The sequence below is a fragment of the Sphingobacterium hungaricum genome (assembly GCF_015210005.1).
GTDB lineage: Bacteria > Bacteroidota > Bacteroidia > Sphingobacteriales > Sphingobacteriaceae > Sphingobacterium > Sphingobacterium hungaricum.
On sequence record NZ_MU158698.1, the window covers coordinates 532,283 to 545,847 of the forward strand.

Consider the following 13,565-nt stretch of genomic DNA (forward strand, 5'->3'; position numbering starts at 1 on the left):
CTTATCCTTCCTTCACTAAATCGCGTTCTACAAGGCTTTTCAAGCGATCATCTGATAAGTGAGATACATCGTCACCTACGTTATAAACACCTTCACCTTCTTTATTGCCACGGAAAGAGTTGATAACTGTAAACTTACCCTCTGTTTTAGAAGGTTGCGTTTTTCTCGGTTCAGAATTCGCCAATTCACCCTGAAGTTTTTCGACTTGATCTTTTAAATCCTTGTTTTCTGCTTGAATCCTTTCGATTTCAGGCTTCAACTTATCTTTGAAAGATTGGTGCTCAGATTCTAACGTGGCAACATGCTCAGATTTCTTGCTTAACTCTTCTTTCAAGGAAAGAATTTCACTGTCTCTTGCGGTTAAATCTGCTTGAAGTTTATCAACTTGAGCTTCGCGTGCTACTTGAGCTTCGCGTGCTACTTGAGCTTCGGATGCTTGAGTTCCTTCTACTTTAGAAGGAGTAGCCGGAGTAGTTGCTCCGGCTTTCTCATTTTTATTTCCCTTATCCACCTGGTAAAATAGTTTTAAGAATGAAAACTGATTTACTGTTGTTCATTACTGGAGTACAGTAAGCCGTACCTTTAGTAACAACAGTGATAGGATCCTCTAAACCCCAAACTTTGATCAAGACAATGCCTGATTTAGTTTTGGTTGCAACGCCTGCTTGAACGTATTCGTCTGCAGAGGTTGTGTGCTGAGTATTTCCTAACTGTTCCGTTACGGAGAAAGTAACATTTCCTGGCTCCCATCCAGAAACAACAGTTTGAGTACCATCTTTAGATTCTTGAACCATTTCTGATTTCCAAATCTTAAATACTGGCAATCCTTTAGAGCGTAAAGCTCTGTTGATTTCTTCAAGTCCAGGCTCTTGCTGTAAACCAAGCGCATTAGCAACATAAGTTGCTGTGAACTTTTGAATCCCTGCATTTTGAGCTACTAAATCAACAGTTGACTCTTCACACCAAGCAAATTGCGGAACTGGTTTATTGGCCAACTTTGCAGCGGCTTTTACACGTTTCAAATCGCCAACAATGTCAGCAGTAGGATCAGTCCAGTTCTTTGTTGCGTTAATAAAGTTTGATGACGGGATAGCGAAATCTACGTCAGTGACAGTTTGAATACCTTGTTCGTTATTAACTTGAGTAAGCTTATACTTACCAGTAGAAGCAATACGCTTAGCTAACCATTCATTACGAGCCTCGATACCATTACGAGCAAATACTTGATCCTCATAATGCCAATCAAGAACACGTTGCGCAGCTTCTTTACGAGTTGGTCCCGCTGGTAATCTGCGAACTGCATCTTCAAGCTCACGTAATGTGTTAAAATCCGTTTCAACTTTATCTCGAGCAATTTCCAATTTAGGCATATCACCTTCGATCTTAGTCGGTAAATTACGACCAAAACGAGGTGCAGCACTATTAAAGTCGGTGACGGCCGCCATAACTTTTGCTCCAAATTGAGCCTCAAGTCCAGACCATTTTAAAGTTGGCTGAAACTGTAAAGGAAATGCAGTTTGATATTGCAACGCATCGAATGGATACGTTTCAATATAGGCCTGTGCATCAGCTCTACGGAATTCCGGCACTAATTCTTGTACATTTATCATTTTATATGATTGTATGTTTTGTTTTTAATTCTGTTAATTACACGAAGGTGATTCGCGGTAATGCAGTTGCTAAATCCTCAGCAATAGCCTGCAATGCAGTTGGCAAAGCTTTGATACGAACCGTACCGCTAATTACCACACCATTTGCAAACGTATTACCGCCATCAGTAACCTCAGACGCGCGATGAGTCAATCCGATAGGCTTAATAGCACCATCAGTAACCGCTAACACCTCACCAATTCCAGTCGCTGGATCTCGACCAACCAAAGAACCCTCAGGCACATAGCCGTCAGGATAATCTGCTTTAGCAACTTCGAGCATTAATCCACCTGGAAGAGTATCAATGACATTTTCAAAAACTACTTTTTGAAAACCTTGAGTACCTGTTCTTTTTACTCCAATTAAACCCATTTGATTTTTTTTATGCGCTTGCTTTAGCTTTCGCGTCGGCCTCGCGCTGTGCAACAATTTCTTTCATTGCAGGTGACACCTCGTCATCCTTCAATTTGCCACCGCCCGCACTTCTCGCGGGAGCATCATTTCCAAGACCAGCATCACTCGCAGCCTGTACTTCTTCAGCAACGTCTTGTTCCACATCAGCTAAGTAGCTTGTGAAATCTTCATCGGAATCAATCTTTAATCGATCGAAATCACGAAGAGCGCGAGCCTTGAATTTTTCAGGAGCATCTTTTAATTTGGTTTCAAGTTGTTGGCGACGAGTTTGGGTTGTATTGCCTTGTTTAATGGAAGCAAGTTCTGTTTGTAAAGCTTTGTTGCTTTCGATTAATGCAGATGCCCAAGCAGGAACATCATCCGCTGTTTTGGTTTTTCCAGCTTCAGCTGCTGCTGCTTCCTCCGCCTCTTTCTTTGCCTTTTCCGCTTTATCAGCATCTTGCTCAGCAGCCTTACTTTCGGCATTTCGCTTAGCATCATCTAATGATGCTAAGTCCTTGAAGCTTAAAATTTGATCTAGTTTGTCGATTTCACCGTCTATTTCGTCCTCGGTAGATATTAATGCATCTAACTTGTCCGCAAGTCCGTTGATTCTGACGTTTGAAAGATTGACACCCAAAGCGGTTGCCTTCGCTTTCAATTTGGAAATGATTTGTGCTTTTAATGACATGTGTTTTTGGTATTTAGAGTCTAGTCCAGAGAGCTATTCCGTCCAATCCTCGATTAATAACTTTAAACACAAAAGTAATCCGATTAGATTACTATGATGAGATGAATGATTTTGTAATTTTGGAGATTACAGAAAGTAATATATTTTTTTAATTTGTGAATGCTTTTTCATTAAAAAATACTATTTTTATGAAAAAGCCAATTATGAGACCGTTATCAAAAACGACTATTAAGGTTAAACCTCAAAAAGAATTACCTGTAAACGAAAGAAAACCATTTGATTTGATTATCGGAGAAATTTATTATTTTCCCTCAGGTCACAGGAATGTAGTAGAATGCCGATTAATTGAAATATACCAAGAGGGTGAACGAGAAAGAATTACAGTAGAAATTGATGCGCAAGTACAAAGCTTGGCGGGAACACTTAGTCTTTACCCATATGAAATTGGACAAACCCCTGAAGAGGCGTTACAGAATAGAATTACATAATTCAAAAAAAAACAATTATTAATTTATAAGGAATTCAAATACAGCAGAACAATTAAGCGTAGGTAATCTTGTGAAATTAAAAAGTGGAGGTCTCGTAATGACCGTTCAGGGTCTAATAGTAAGTAAAGGTGTAAAATCATTCCGTTGCTCGTAGTTTGTTAATTTTTCTCCAGACTCTTTGGCTAAGCAAGACTAAATCCAAACCTGCAACATACTTGTAACCTTCATTCTATACCGTTTTAAGAAATAAGCTCCACCGCGTTTGGAAATTTGAATATTATCATCCAATGCAAATGACTTGCCGTATCCATCGTAAACAATTCCATCATTGTAATAGAATAAATACCAGTATCCTTTTACTTGATTGCGACATCTTAGAATGCATGGATAAGGCGTTGCAGGATCAAATTTAATAAACCTAGGATTGGTATTAAATCCTAGGTTTTGAAATACTTTGATGTACGTTTGGCCTGACCAACCTTTTCTTCTCACATCCTTGACAACTTTGTCAGCTTCCTCAAAAGACAATCCTGTTAACGTGGAAATAACCGAATGATGATGAAAATCGGAACCGTAATTAATTACCTCAATTTCGTATTTATTTTTCATCTCCGAAAACATCTGCGTCTTCGATTATCTCTTTCTCATCCTCGATCAGCTTTAGTTCCTCCTCAGCATTTTTAGTCAATGGAGAATATTCAATCGCAGTTTTTTGCGATAGTAATTTTGCTCCTCCAGACGCTTTTTGGAGTAAACCAACGGTCTCAGCATCATCATTAATGCGGAATAAAGGAATATCAAACTTGATGCTTAGCGACTGCGCAGCTTTAACTAATGATGTATCGATCGCAGCACAAAATGATTTATTAAGATTAATATCTCGTTGAGTGCTTTGCCCATATTCACCATCGATCTCGTCTTGCGCGGCTAAGTGAGCATCCATGAAAATACGATCGTAAGCCACACCGGATGCAGCGCCCAATCCTTTTAAATCCTCCATTGACATTTGAGGTGTTTGAGTACATGTGAAAATGAAGTTGACTAAAGTATCCAACTCAAGCTTTACGGCCTCTGTTGCTTGTTCCCAAGTCACATATTTAGCATCACCTTTATCACCTTTGATCTGCAATGATTTTCCCTGCTCACCTTTTTCCAGAAATTGAGCACCGACATTACCTGTCATTACAAATACCGGTGATGCATGATAATCGTTGGTATCCCCAAAGTTGGAAACTAAAGTTTCAATGCGACTGATTGAGGCTTGCACTTCTGCCCATACTGGCTCAGGTTTCGAATAATAGATAACTGGAATTTTTCCGTAAGAATGAGCAGTAGCCGATTCCATTATCCAACCGTCACCACTCTCAGACTTCTCACCTGTTCGCTCCTGGCGAAACTTATAAATCATCTTGTCAGAGTAGATATCAAATCGCTTTTCTTTGGTAGTTGCTAGTTGTGCCAAAGTTGACGCATCAGATTCACCTGTGATTTCAGCTAAACTTCTTTTTGACTCATACACACGACCGAAATAAATCATGTTACCGTAATCATCAAATACAGGAAGAAGCTTATCGCCTAGCTTTGGAGATATCACTTTACAACGCATTCTAAAGCTACCTTTTGCTCCAATGCTTGACCAGTACAACGGGTCTACCGGTTCGGAATACCAAAGCTTAGCAACCTGCAGTTCGCTTAGCATGCGTCTAGCAATTTCTTTTTCAAGAAATTCAAGTTTATTATCCTCACGGTTTTTTTTCACCATGGCATACAAACGTTTCTCAGCATCATCAACGGGATTTGCTTCTAACTGCATCTTTCCGACGTTCATGAAGGACACTCTACGCTTAACGATCAATGCCTGAAGAGGAATTCCAATTCGATTTACTTCAATGCGCTCAGTTTTATATTGAGGTTTATTATCTTTACCTAAAATTGGATTACCATCACCATCTTTTTGAACTCGTTTAACCCTTTTCTTTGGCCTAAAGTTTTCGCTAAAAATGTTGTGTTGCGTTACATCATATTCCGCTTCCGCAGTCGCGTAAGTTGGCGCTAATGTAGTCCCAACCGCTTCAACAACAGCGGGCAATACTGGTGCAGGTAAATCTGCTACTTTTGTTTGTTTAGTTTCGTTTGCCATTATTAATTATTTTGCGGTTAGGTACTAGTACTAGAATAAATCAAATATTGAATCGTCAATTTCATGTCCATCAGTCAATCTTCTAAAGATGTATCTTATTGCATCGATAGCATGGTTCCATTTATCAATGGGAATACCTGCCTTTTTATCATTCCAAACGTAATTCCTAAGTTCTTTTTTGATATTTGTGGACCTAGGAGTCACTACGAGAGTATAGTTTGCAATAGCAGTTAATCCAGCAACAACAGAGCCTGGACCCTTCTCGCATTCTTGAATATTTAAACCCAATTCCTGTAAATCAAGAATTAGTCTTCCTTCTTGACTATCACCTATTATCAAATCATCTTGGCCGTGAATTCTCGATTTATTTATCTGATAAATAGCTTCCGTTCCAAGTTGCTTAGTTTCGTAATACTCCTCATCAACATAAATCCGCTTCAATCGCTTATCAACAGCAACCTTGATTAAGGTTGTAGGATCTACTGAGAAACCATAATCTTGACCATAACCATAAGGTAAGCTAAGGTCAAATTCACCTTCCATCCAATCGGTGATAATCACACCTTCTGCAGTGTCAGCCCAGCGTCCAATTACCACATAAGCGTATTTAGTTCTTTGGAAGGCCTTGTGAAATTCCTTTTTGAAAGCCTCTTCATCACCTAAAAGATTTTTCCCAATCAGCTCAGAATTTGCACTTCTAGTTGCTTGAGCAATGCTCTTCTGTTTGATGTTTTCAATCTCATCTAAAAACTTCTGATCAACATTTTTAATGTTATCTAGGTAAGAAGTATGGATATGCAAAACATCGGGGTGTGTACTAATTTGAACATCAATCCCGTCTATTGTCTCAATTCTATGAGTATGCTCAATATATTTTTTGTAAATAAAGTGATCAGAGTTCGTGGGGTTCATTACAAGAATGATTCTATTCTGAATCCCTTTTTTACGAATCGAAAGCCTTAATTTATCGTAATCATCCTCACTCTCCCACTCCTCCATCTCATCGCCCACGAAAGTCGTTAGGCCTTGAATAGATTTTAAATTTGCCGTTTGATTACCAGATGAGGTTTTGATCGGCCTAAACATGATCGCACTTCCCGAAAACTTATTTAGTATTTCAGTTTTAGTGATTTTAAAATGTTTTTGACCACCATCAAGTTGAATCTTTTCAATGAACTCCGGTATAACCGATATATTTGCAGCCGCCATTGTATAGCGACTAAAAAGCATTTTATGGCCTTTCTCATAAGAAAGCCTTTCAATATTCGTGGAAACATTAAATGATTTTCCGGATCCACGACCGCCAGTAACTAGCGTGACCGACTTATCTTTATTTTTGTAAAGAGGTTTATATTTTTTCTGGACTTTTATGCGACTGGTCATTATTCACCCTCCACCTCATCATCTACTTCCTCATCTGAATTCTCCTCAAGCCATTTATCAATCGATATACTTCCATTCATGCTTAAATCAAGATTATCTTTAAATCTTCCATAAATACGAGCCATATTTACAGCCATATCAGCCGCCGAGTAAAATTCTATTTCTGGCCCATATTTTCCATACTTGAAAGATTTAATCCTACCGCCTTCTTTATCTTTTTTAACTTTTACTAAATCAAGTTCAACTTCATCAACTAGTTCAGGATCTGAAAAATCTATGCGATAGGCTTTGGGATTACGCTCAAGTTCAATTTCATAACGAACAATTTCCCGTTGAAGCGATAGAATCATTTTATCAAACTTTTTTTGATCTTCTACGTCGGTGATGGGAACGCGACGGACAAATTCTTTTTCGAAAGATATTTTATCTTCAACTTCTTGAATAACAACAGAAAGAGGCTTTTTAATTCTCTTTCTTCTCTCAACCTTTCTAGTGACTAAGTAATCCTTTATGTCTCCCTTAGCTATATCAGAAATAATTTTTACTGTCTCTTCTGATGAAATAGTCTGTTCCTCAGCAAGTCTCTTAATTTCATCTCTTACCTTAGCGTTTTTTAGCAATCTATTTCCTTCTACAGAAGCACCTGATGCAGAATATCCAGCTTCTCTAGCGGCTTTCGTTTTGTTGAAATTGTTATCGAGATACAATTGACAAAACTTACGCTGCATTTCAGTTAGGGAATCATTAAGTTCACTCACCTCTCACCTCCTTCACGATTGAATCAACTTGATGTTTAAACACCTTGTCGACTTGATAAACTTCCCGAGCGACCTTGATGCGATAAGATGCACTTTGTTGGTTAACTACAAGGTATTTTTTGATAACAAAGCATACTCCGTTTTCAACTTTCTCGCTTAATAGAATTGATTTTGGCGAAAAAATTAAAAGGATTATTGCGGAAAATAGGATTTCAGAATTATTTGTTTTAGGGTTTGGCTTTACTTTTTGGAAAATTTTTTCAATGATTGATTCATCCATTTTGAGAGAAGTCAACTCGTCCCGATAATCCCCGAAAGGAACTTCAGGGTTACGCTGTTGAGCAAGCTTCAAAATAAATTTTTCCATGAAAGCAAAGCTAAATACAAAATTTAAGTAATCCAAATAGATTACAAATATTTTAAAATGGTGAATCATCAGGTGTTTCATTTCCAAAATTCCAGTTCGATTGATGGTTTAGGCTGTTAGCTGGGAGTTCCTTTGGCAAATTTACAAATGAAAAATCTGTAATTACTTCGGGTTCGATGTTGGAAAAGTTTGTGGTTGGACCATGAAAAATCAAATCGATTGTATCGGTTGCGCCATCTCTATTTTTTGCGATTATTGCTTCTGCTCTTCCTGCTGTAGACATTCCATCCTCATCTTCCGTGATGCCGTAGTATTCTGCGCGATAGAGAAACATGACCAAATCAGCATCTTGCTCGATGGATCCTGATTCTCTCAGATCCGATAATTGAGGTCGTTTACTGTTTCCTGGACGCGATTCTACGGCTCGTGATAATTGCGATAATGCTAGAATTGGAATTTGAATTTCTTTGGACAAGATTTTAAGCCCGCGTGAAATTTTGCTTATCTCATCAAATCTCTTTTCCCCCGGAATTGTGATTAGCTGCAGGTAATCGATGAAAACCATTTCGATTCCGTGAAGTCGCTTCATGCGTTTTGCTTTGGCATTTAGCTCAACCAAGGTCAACCCAGGTGTATCGTCCCAGACGATTGGCAATGATAAAATTTCATGTGCCTTACTGTGTATTACAGCCCAATCAACGCCATCTAATTTTGACGGAGTTTTAATTTTCGAAAGCGGAATTCCAGTTTCAAAAGAAAGAATCCTTTGTTGCAATTGCTCTTTTGCCATCTCTAGAGAAAATATTGCTACCGGTTTGCCTGACCGTGCTGCATTTACTGCTTTCTTGAGCATCAATGCTGTTTTACCCATTGCTGGACGTGCAGCGAGAATGATTAAATTTGCCTTTTGCCATCCGCCGGTTGCGGTGTTCATATCCTTGAATCCTGTATCAACGCCAGTTACTTCAAGCTCTCCGAGTGCGCTTTGCCTTTCCATCTCGACGATCATATCACGGAAAGCATCTTCTTGATTTACTTCTTTTCTGGTGATGATATTGTTTATCAATTCATCCCTTTTGGTTTCGTAGAGCGAGATTACATCAAAAATATCCTCTGTTTCATCGTAGCAATTATGGATTGTTTCGGACGAAACTTTGATCAATTCACGTTGCATGTATTTCTGCGCAATGATCCTCGCATGAAATTCGATATTTACCGAAGAAACAACTCGGTCTGTTAGCATGGTGATGTTGTAAGCACCCCCTATTTTCTCCAAATTTCCATCCTTCCGAAGCTTTGCGGTTACGGTTAACAAATCCAATGGCTCGCCTAAAATCGAGATATTTTGAGCCACTCGGTAGATAATTTGATTTGCTTCTTTGTAAAACATTTCTGGATGAAGAATATCTGAAATCATAATCAAAGCATCTTTTTCCAAAAGAATTGCACCCAATACAGCTTCCTCCAAATCGATTGCTTGAGGCGGTAGCTTTCCGTTTCCTAAATTCAAAATATTAGGGTTGTTGTTTGTTTTTCTTTGAGTCATTTCTAAATTTTTATGCTAGGCCGTTTCTTCTTTTTTGAGCTGGCGTGAATGTTGAAGTATCTCGCCATCCGTTATTCAGCCATGCCCATTTTCCGCTATTGTCCGGCGGTGTGCTCGGATTACTGACATCGCTAGGTTTCGGCGAATAACCATCATTCACATCTTTTCCGAGTTCGATTTGTCTTCTGGTCCAGGAATGGCAATGTGATTTCGCTTCGGATTCCTTTGCATGAACTTTACCGTTGCCCTTGCAGAAGATGAAAAACTTAGTTATCCATTTTGGAACGTTTTCTGGATTATCGATACCTAAAGATTTCCCAAAGTCAGCCTGCCATCCTTGGTGGGAAAGCAAAACGATTTCCAGTTCATCCATTGATTTGTATGCACCCCAAGCATCAGGTTTAGGAATAGAAGAATTTTTCAATTCGGGGTCGTCGGGGACGGGAGTTTTTGTGTTTTTTTCGTTTCCCTCTTCTATCCCTATAATATCTCTATCTCTATCTCTATCTCTTTCCGTACTTTCTGTATACAATAACTCAGTTTCTGTATACATTAATCCCGCTAATATTGGTTTTATAGGGATTATTGTATACAATAACTCTTTTAATTTTGGTTTAGTGTTTAAAATATGACTACATAATCCCTCTAAAGTCATTGTCTTTGATTCCCTCCTTTTGTATGCATCGGAAATTGAGTTCATAAATTTTTCACTCCATACGATTTTCGCGCTCCATAAGTCAGCATTAATTTCTCCAAATTCTGCAAGATCATCTAATATTTTTATTAAAATTTCTTCGCTTACAAGGCAGATATTATTTGCTAAATAATGAAAATCCAAGTCATTGTTTAGATCCAAATAATGGAAATCAGTATCCCCTAATTGCTCCAAAATTTTAAACCAGACAGCGTATCCATTATTGCCGTATCTCGATTGCATTACAGACATTTTCTTACCAGTACTGATATAATGCGGGAAGTATTCTACGTTATATTTTATAGGTCTAGCCATTCACCACCTCCTTTGCTACCGCTAAACCTCGAGGGATTAGATTGTGTATATCGAAGTGCCATTCGTAGAGTTGTTGAAACATTTTCATTTCATTTCCGCATTGGTTGAGCCTTTCTTCAATCATTTTATCATCCACCCACGTTTCGGATGCAATAGAAAACATCACTTGATTTGGTTCCAAATCAACCTCGAAATACGTCTTAAATGTAAACTCATCCAGTTGCTGACCTTTTAGACGTAAAATAGCAGTATCGTTCTCTATGTAGTAGTCAAATATTTCATTGCCGGTAGCTTGTGTTTTTAATTTGAATAGTTCAACAATAGGTACAAACCTTTTCCCTTTATGCTCAATCTCTTGCGTTAGCATTGATAGTGGGTATAAGATGGGTTTTATATCGCTCAGATAAACAGTTTTCAAATAACCGTGATGTGTTCCTACGTGAACCGAAATATAATTTTTATAGAATTTTATCTGTTTTATTTTTGATACTCTTCTACCAATAATAGCTTTCGGTTCAGAAATTACCCATTTTTCATGATCGTCATCGAAAATATCAAAAGTTTTGGGCTCTTTTGAGTTGTGTTCTGAAAGTTCTTTAAGATTTGTAATACCTTGATATTCTACATCCAACCCATAAGGCAAATACCCTACTATTTCTTTAAGCTGTAAACTATCCATTATTAACCTCTCTTTCTTCATGGATGTTACCGATGACTTCGTAATTGTAGGTAAGTAGCCCAGATAAAGAATGACCTAACGGGTAAGCGGTGGATTGCTTCCACGTATATTCTCCATCTTCATCTTTAGAAAATACATATTGCCAACACTTCCACCCACAATCAGAATCAGACCATTTTACAAGCCAGTAACTATCTTTTGTTTTTTGAAGCTTATCACCGCCATAAATTTCCTTACCTGACCTTGTGGTTTTTCCTGTGAATTGACCTACTGATTCGGGGGTGACCTCGTAGCAATCATAATGCAATCCATTGGTCTCAATTTCCTGAATACAAGGTTTTAAGCATTTTTCTAAAACTGTGTTAATAGTTGTCATAAATAAGTATCCATGCGCCCAACCTTGACCATCTACCCGAAGTCCTCTAAATTTAATTTGTCTTTCCATAGTTTAAATAGTTGTTGCTGATTTGATTAGATTTCTTAGAATATCATGAAACATACTGCCAGATTCAACATTTCTACCATCGTCTAATGTCAATTGTATAGCCTCCAACATTTCCAGCATTTCGGGTGCGCATGACATTAATTGTGCGTTGGCTCTGGCTTCACCACCCGATGTTTGCGAAGTTGAAGCTAAAAATAACGTTTTATGAAAACCATTATCACACCTTATAATGTTGGTATAATTATCAGTGAATTCCTGCAAATACCACTTTCCTTTTGTTCCTTTAAACTCGCTCATTTGATTGATTATTTTGGTTAATCCTTTGGTTAATTAATCCTAGTTAAAAATTATTTAAATCAATTTGAAGCTCTTTTCCTTTTGAATAGAATAGTTGTGGCATTTCTTTCATTACAGCATCGTAGTCTATATAAACATGCTTAATTAGCAATTTTTCTACTTCCTGCATTTCATCTCCTGAATCGCTTGACCTTTCGTTGTCACATCCCTGACGCTCTACTTCTCGTGAAATAAGTTCGATTAGCCAATCATCATCAACGTTCATGAATGGCTGTAGAGAAGTTATTTCGACATTAACAACTTGGTTGTCCTGCCATTCGCCTATATCTTCTATAAGTTCTTTCAGTTCCTGAATAGTTCCGAAGAAATCAAAGTTTTGGCAGAAAATTGTAGTTTCCTTTGTTATATTTTCCATTTCCTATTATTTTTATTCCCCTTTAGGGGATGTTAAACTAAATATATAATTGGCCTTCAATTTTAGCCTTGGTTTGAATTTCATTTATTAGGACAATCCAATTAATAGAATCGCTATACCCACTCAATTGCACCGAAGAAGCCATACCTTTAATCATGAAGCTAACTTGATTGGGTTTCCTCTCATCAATTTTCATGTTACTGATCAAAGGGAATTTTGAAAGGGAATTAGTATCTGGATGATAAAGAAGAATGTATCTTGATTTATCAAACACCCAACCTAACACTTGGTGCTTCCTTAATGTGTCTGTAGATAAACCAGGCGATAAAAGCTGATTAAATATAGACTTGGTTATTTTTACCTTTTTTAATTCTACTACCATAAGATAAGATTAAAAAAGCCTTATTTAAGGTTAAAGCCCGCCAGCTTACCCCTTAAATAAGGCTATAAATATTTTCCATCGAATGGCGGTTCGAATTATTGTATAGCCAAATGTAAAACAAAAACATAAGTAATCCAAATAGATTACTTATGTTTTATCAAAATAAATTAATACACAACTTCATGTTGCTCTGGAGCGATGTCATAAACATTCTTTTGAACTTCCATAGGTTGTACTTTAGCGTGCTCTAGTTCTAACGCTCTCTTCTCAGCTTCAAGTTTATCCATTATTGAATTGACTAATTCAGAAGGTAGCAAACAGAAGAAAGAGACAACACGATCCATTGACGTGGCTAATTCGAATTCTAGTTCATCAGGCTCTTTAAGGTTGAATTTACCTTTTAGAGAATTCTTAACACCTTGAGCACCTTTGTAAATTTGAGCACTAAAGTTTTTAAGAGTTTGATCCTTTATGTTAGAATCAAATAAATTGTTTCGCCATCGGTTTTCCACCAGCTGGGCGATTGTTCCGATGAATTGCACATCTTTTAATATCGCATACTCTCGCTTTTCGGTTAATTCAGCTCTGATAGTTGGTTTTGGGATTATGATTTGATTCATAAACTAATCGCTTTTTAATTTTCCAGATGCAACAATTAAACCTTTAAGAATGATATCAAATCCTTCTTTAATTTCATTTACCAGATTTTGAAAGTTTTCATCTTCACATTCTGGAAATTCGAATCCTTTAATCCTAGAATAAAGGTTATTGATTTTTTCTTGGTCTGTCATGATTAATCGCAATAAGATCGGTAACAATGTGGGCACCCAGTAATTAATTGAGTGGACGCTTTATCTACAGAAACTCCCGTAAAGAATGATCCTTGTTTCTTTTCTTCATAAATTTGGGATTTACAGGCGTA

The 13,565-nt window shown here is 37.5% G+C and carries 20 protein-coding genes; 2 read left to right on the forward strand and 18 right to left on the reverse strand.

Annotated features, from left to right (window positions below; genetic code table 11):
* Window position 1 precedes the first annotated feature (1 nt).
* Genes C4F49_RS05470 through C4F49_RS05485 form a run of 4 tightly spaced genes read right to left on the reverse strand, consistent with a single transcriptional unit; the run spans window position 2 to window position 2,734 of the window.
* Window positions 2-511 carry a hypothetical protein gene (locus tag C4F49_RS05470; protein ID WP_196934872.1) on the reverse strand — a complete coding sequence of 170 codons (510 nt, stop codon included), beginning with the start codon at window positions 509-511 and terminating at the stop codon, window positions 2-4.
* Window positions 504-1,610 carry a major capsid protein gene (locus C4F49_RS05475; RefSeq protein ID WP_196934873.1) on the reverse strand — a complete coding sequence of 369 codons (1,107 nt, stop codon included), beginning with the start codon at window positions 1,608-1,610 and terminating at the stop codon, window positions 504-506. Before C4F49_RS05475 ends, C4F49_RS05470 begins: the two co-directional genes overlap by 8 nt.
* A gap of 37 nt (window positions 1,611-1,647) precedes the next feature.
* The gene (locus C4F49_RS05480) at window positions 1,648-2,022 is read right to left on the reverse strand and encodes a hypothetical protein (RefSeq protein ID WP_196934874.1); all 375 of its coding nucleotides are present in this window, start codon (window positions 2,020-2,022) and stop codon (window positions 1,648-1,650) included.
* 10 nt (window positions 2,023-2,032) lie between these two features.
* The gene (locus C4F49_RS05485; protein WP_196934875.1) at window positions 2,033-2,734 is read right to left on the reverse strand and encodes a hypothetical protein; all 702 of its coding nucleotides are present in this window, start codon (window positions 2,732-2,734) and stop codon (window positions 2,033-2,035) included.
* Window positions 2,735-2,922: 188 nt separating this feature from the next.
* On the opposite strand from C4F49_RS05485, the gene C4F49_RS05490 reads away from it, so the two are divergent.
* Both C4F49_RS05490 and C4F49_RS18150 read left to right on the forward strand, forming a co-directional pair.
* The gene (locus tag C4F49_RS05490) at window positions 2,923-3,222 is read left to right on the forward strand and encodes a hypothetical protein (protein ID WP_196934876.1); all 300 of its coding nucleotides are present in this window, start codon (window positions 2,923-2,925) and stop codon (window positions 3,220-3,222) included.
* A gap of 25 nt (window positions 3,223-3,247) precedes the next feature.
* Window positions 3,248-3,376 carry a DUF2158 domain-containing protein gene (locus tag C4F49_RS18150; protein WP_196937210.1) on the forward strand — a complete coding sequence of 43 codons (129 nt, stop codon included), beginning with the start codon at window positions 3,248-3,250 and terminating at the stop codon, window positions 3,374-3,376.
* Window positions 3,377-3,414: 38 nt separating this feature from the next.
* Here the strand turns inward: C4F49_RS18150 and C4F49_RS05500 are convergent, their stop codons facing one another.
* The 14 genes from C4F49_RS05500 to C4F49_RS05565 all read right to left on the reverse strand — a co-directional run bounded on the left by C4F49_RS05500 (window position 3,415) and on the right by C4F49_RS05565 (window position 13,434).
* The gene (locus C4F49_RS05500) at window positions 3,415-3,831 is read right to left on the reverse strand and encodes a hypothetical protein (protein WP_196934877.1); all 417 of its coding nucleotides are present in this window, start codon (window positions 3,829-3,831) and stop codon (window positions 3,415-3,417) included.
* On the reverse strand, window positions 3,821-5,362 hold the full coding sequence (locus tag C4F49_RS05505; protein WP_196934878.1) for a phage portal protein: 1,542 nt from the start codon (window positions 5,360-5,362) through the stop codon (window positions 3,821-3,823). The genes C4F49_RS05500 and C4F49_RS05505 overlap by 11 nt, the downstream gene beginning before the upstream one ends.
* 30 nt (window positions 5,363-5,392) lie before the next feature.
* Complete coding sequence (locus tag C4F49_RS05510; RefSeq protein WP_196934879.1) at window positions 5,393-6,745, reverse strand: PBSX family phage terminase large subunit; 1,353 nt, start codon at window positions 6,743-6,745, stop codon at window positions 5,393-5,395.
* Window positions 6,745-7,473, reverse strand: a complete 729-nt coding sequence (locus tag C4F49_RS05515; protein ID WP_196934880.1) for a terminase small subunit — start codon at window positions 7,471-7,473, stop codon at window positions 6,745-6,747. The genes C4F49_RS05510 and C4F49_RS05515 overlap by 1 nt, the downstream gene beginning before the upstream one ends.
* Window positions 7,474-7,495: 22 nt before the next feature.
* Window positions 7,496-7,870: a hypothetical protein gene (locus C4F49_RS05520; protein ID WP_196934881.1), complete on the reverse strand. Its 375-nt coding sequence runs from the start codon at window positions 7,868-7,870 to the stop codon at window positions 7,496-7,498.
* Window positions 7,871-7,922: 52 nt separating this feature from the next.
* Window positions 7,923-9,416 carry a replicative DNA helicase gene (gene dnaB, locus C4F49_RS05525; RefSeq protein WP_196934882.1) on the reverse strand — a complete coding sequence of 498 codons (1,494 nt, stop codon included), beginning with the start codon at window positions 9,414-9,416 and terminating at the stop codon, window positions 7,923-7,925.
* Window positions 9,417-9,426: 10 nt separating this feature from the next.
* Window positions 9,427-10,425: a DUF7833 domain-containing protein gene (locus C4F49_RS05530; protein ID WP_196934883.1), complete on the reverse strand. Its 999-nt coding sequence runs from the start codon at window positions 10,423-10,425 to the stop codon at window positions 9,427-9,429.
* Window positions 10,418-11,104, reverse strand: coding sequence for a hypothetical protein (locus C4F49_RS05535; protein ID WP_196934884.1), 687 nt, complete (start codon window positions 11,102-11,104; stop codon window positions 10,418-10,420). Before C4F49_RS05535 ends, C4F49_RS05530 begins: the two co-directional genes overlap by 8 nt.
* Window positions 11,097-11,549 (reverse strand): YopX family protein, encoded by a 453-nt coding sequence (locus C4F49_RS05540; protein ID WP_196934885.1) that lies wholly within the window; start codon window positions 11,547-11,549, stop codon window positions 11,097-11,099. Before C4F49_RS05540 ends, C4F49_RS05535 begins: the two co-directional genes overlap by 8 nt.
* Window positions 11,550-11,552: 3 nt before the next feature.
* Window positions 11,553-11,846 carry a hypothetical protein gene (locus C4F49_RS05545; protein WP_196934886.1) on the reverse strand — a complete coding sequence of 98 codons (294 nt, stop codon included), beginning with the start codon at window positions 11,844-11,846 and terminating at the stop codon, window positions 11,553-11,555.
* 43 nt (window positions 11,847-11,889) lie between these two features.
* Window positions 11,890-12,261, reverse strand: coding sequence for a hypothetical protein (locus C4F49_RS05550; RefSeq protein ID WP_196934887.1), 372 nt, complete (start codon window positions 12,259-12,261; stop codon window positions 11,890-11,892).
* Between the two features lie 37 nt (window positions 12,262-12,298).
* Window positions 12,299-12,643 (reverse strand): hypothetical protein, encoded by a 345-nt coding sequence (locus C4F49_RS05555; protein ID WP_196934888.1) that lies wholly within the window; start codon window positions 12,641-12,643, stop codon window positions 12,299-12,301.
* Between the two features lie 167 nt (window positions 12,644-12,810).
* The gene (locus C4F49_RS05560) at window positions 12,811-13,263 is read right to left on the reverse strand and encodes a hypothetical protein (protein ID WP_196934889.1); all 453 of its coding nucleotides are present in this window, start codon (window positions 13,261-13,263) and stop codon (window positions 12,811-12,813) included.
* A 3-nt stretch (window positions 13,264-13,266) separates the two neighbouring features.
* Complete coding sequence (locus tag C4F49_RS05565) at window positions 13,267-13,434, reverse strand: hypothetical protein (protein WP_196934890.1); 168 nt, start codon at window positions 13,432-13,434, stop codon at window positions 13,267-13,269.
* Window positions 13,435-13,565: the final 131 nt, after the last annotated feature.

Bases quoted from the DNA above. Each gene is read 5' to 3' on its own strand.
- C4F49_RS05475 (WP_196934873.1), bottom strand. From the start codon at position 1,610: ATGATAAATGTACAAGAATTAGTGCCGGAATTCCGTAGAGCTGATGCA.
- C4F49_RS05480 (WP_196934874.1), bottom strand. From the start codon at position 2,022: ATGGGTTTAATTGGAGTAAAAAGAACAGGTACTCAAGGTTTTCAAAAA.
- C4F49_RS05485 (WP_196934875.1), bottom strand. From the start codon at position 2,734: ATGTCATTAAAAGCACAAATCATTTCCAAATTGAAAGCGAAGGCAACC.
- C4F49_RS05490 (WP_196934876.1), top strand. From the start codon at position 2,923: ATGAAAAAGCCAATTATGAGACCGTTATCAAAAACGACTATTAAGGTT.
- C4F49_RS05500 (WP_196934877.1), bottom strand. From the start codon at position 3,831: ATGAAAAATAAATACGAAATTGAGGTAATTAATTACGGTTCCGATTTT.
- C4F49_RS05505 (WP_196934878.1), bottom strand. From the start codon at position 5,362: ATGGCAAACGAAACTAAACAAACAAAAGTAGCAGATTTACCTGCACCA.
- C4F49_RS05510 (WP_196934879.1), bottom strand. From the start codon at position 6,745: ATGACCAGTCGCATAAAAGTCCAGAAAAAATATAAACCTCTTTACAAA.
- C4F49_RS05515 (WP_196934880.1), bottom strand. From the start codon at position 7,473: ATGCAGCGTAAGTTTTGTCAATTGTATCTCGATAACAATTTCAACAAA.
- C4F49_RS05520 (WP_196934881.1), bottom strand. From the start codon at position 7,870: ATGGAAAAATTTATTTTGAAGCTTGCTCAACAGCGTAACCCTGAAGTT.
- dnaB (WP_196934882.1), bottom strand. From the start codon at position 9,416: ATGACTCAAAGAAAAACAAACAACAACCCTAATATTTTGAATTTAGGA.
- C4F49_RS05530 (WP_196934883.1), bottom strand. From the start codon at position 10,425: ATGGCTAGACCTATAAAATATAACGTAGAATACTTCCCGCATTATATC.
- C4F49_RS05535 (WP_196934884.1), bottom strand. From the start codon at position 11,104: ATGGATAGTTTACAGCTTAAAGAAATAGTAGGGTATTTGCCTTATGGG.
- C4F49_RS05540 (WP_196934885.1), bottom strand. From the start codon at position 11,549: ATGGAAAGACAAATTAAATTTAGAGGACTTCGGGTAGATGGTCAAGGT.
- C4F49_RS05545 (WP_196934886.1), bottom strand. From the start codon at position 11,846: ATGAGCGAGTTTAAAGGAACAAAAGGAAAGTGGTATTTGCAGGAATTC.
- C4F49_RS05550 (WP_196934887.1), bottom strand. From the start codon at position 12,261: ATGGAAAATATAACAAAGGAAACTACAATTTTCTGCCAAAACTTTGAT.
- C4F49_RS05555 (WP_196934888.1), bottom strand. From the start codon at position 12,643: ATGGTAGTAGAATTAAAAAAGGTAAAAATAACCAAGTCTATATTTAAT.
- C4F49_RS05560 (WP_196934889.1), bottom strand. From the start codon at position 13,263: ATGAATCAAATCATAATCCCAAAACCAACTATCAGAGCTGAATTAACC.
- C4F49_RS05565 (WP_196934890.1), bottom strand. From the start codon at position 13,434: ATGACAGACCAAGAAAAAATCAATAACCTTTATTCTAGGATTAAAGGA.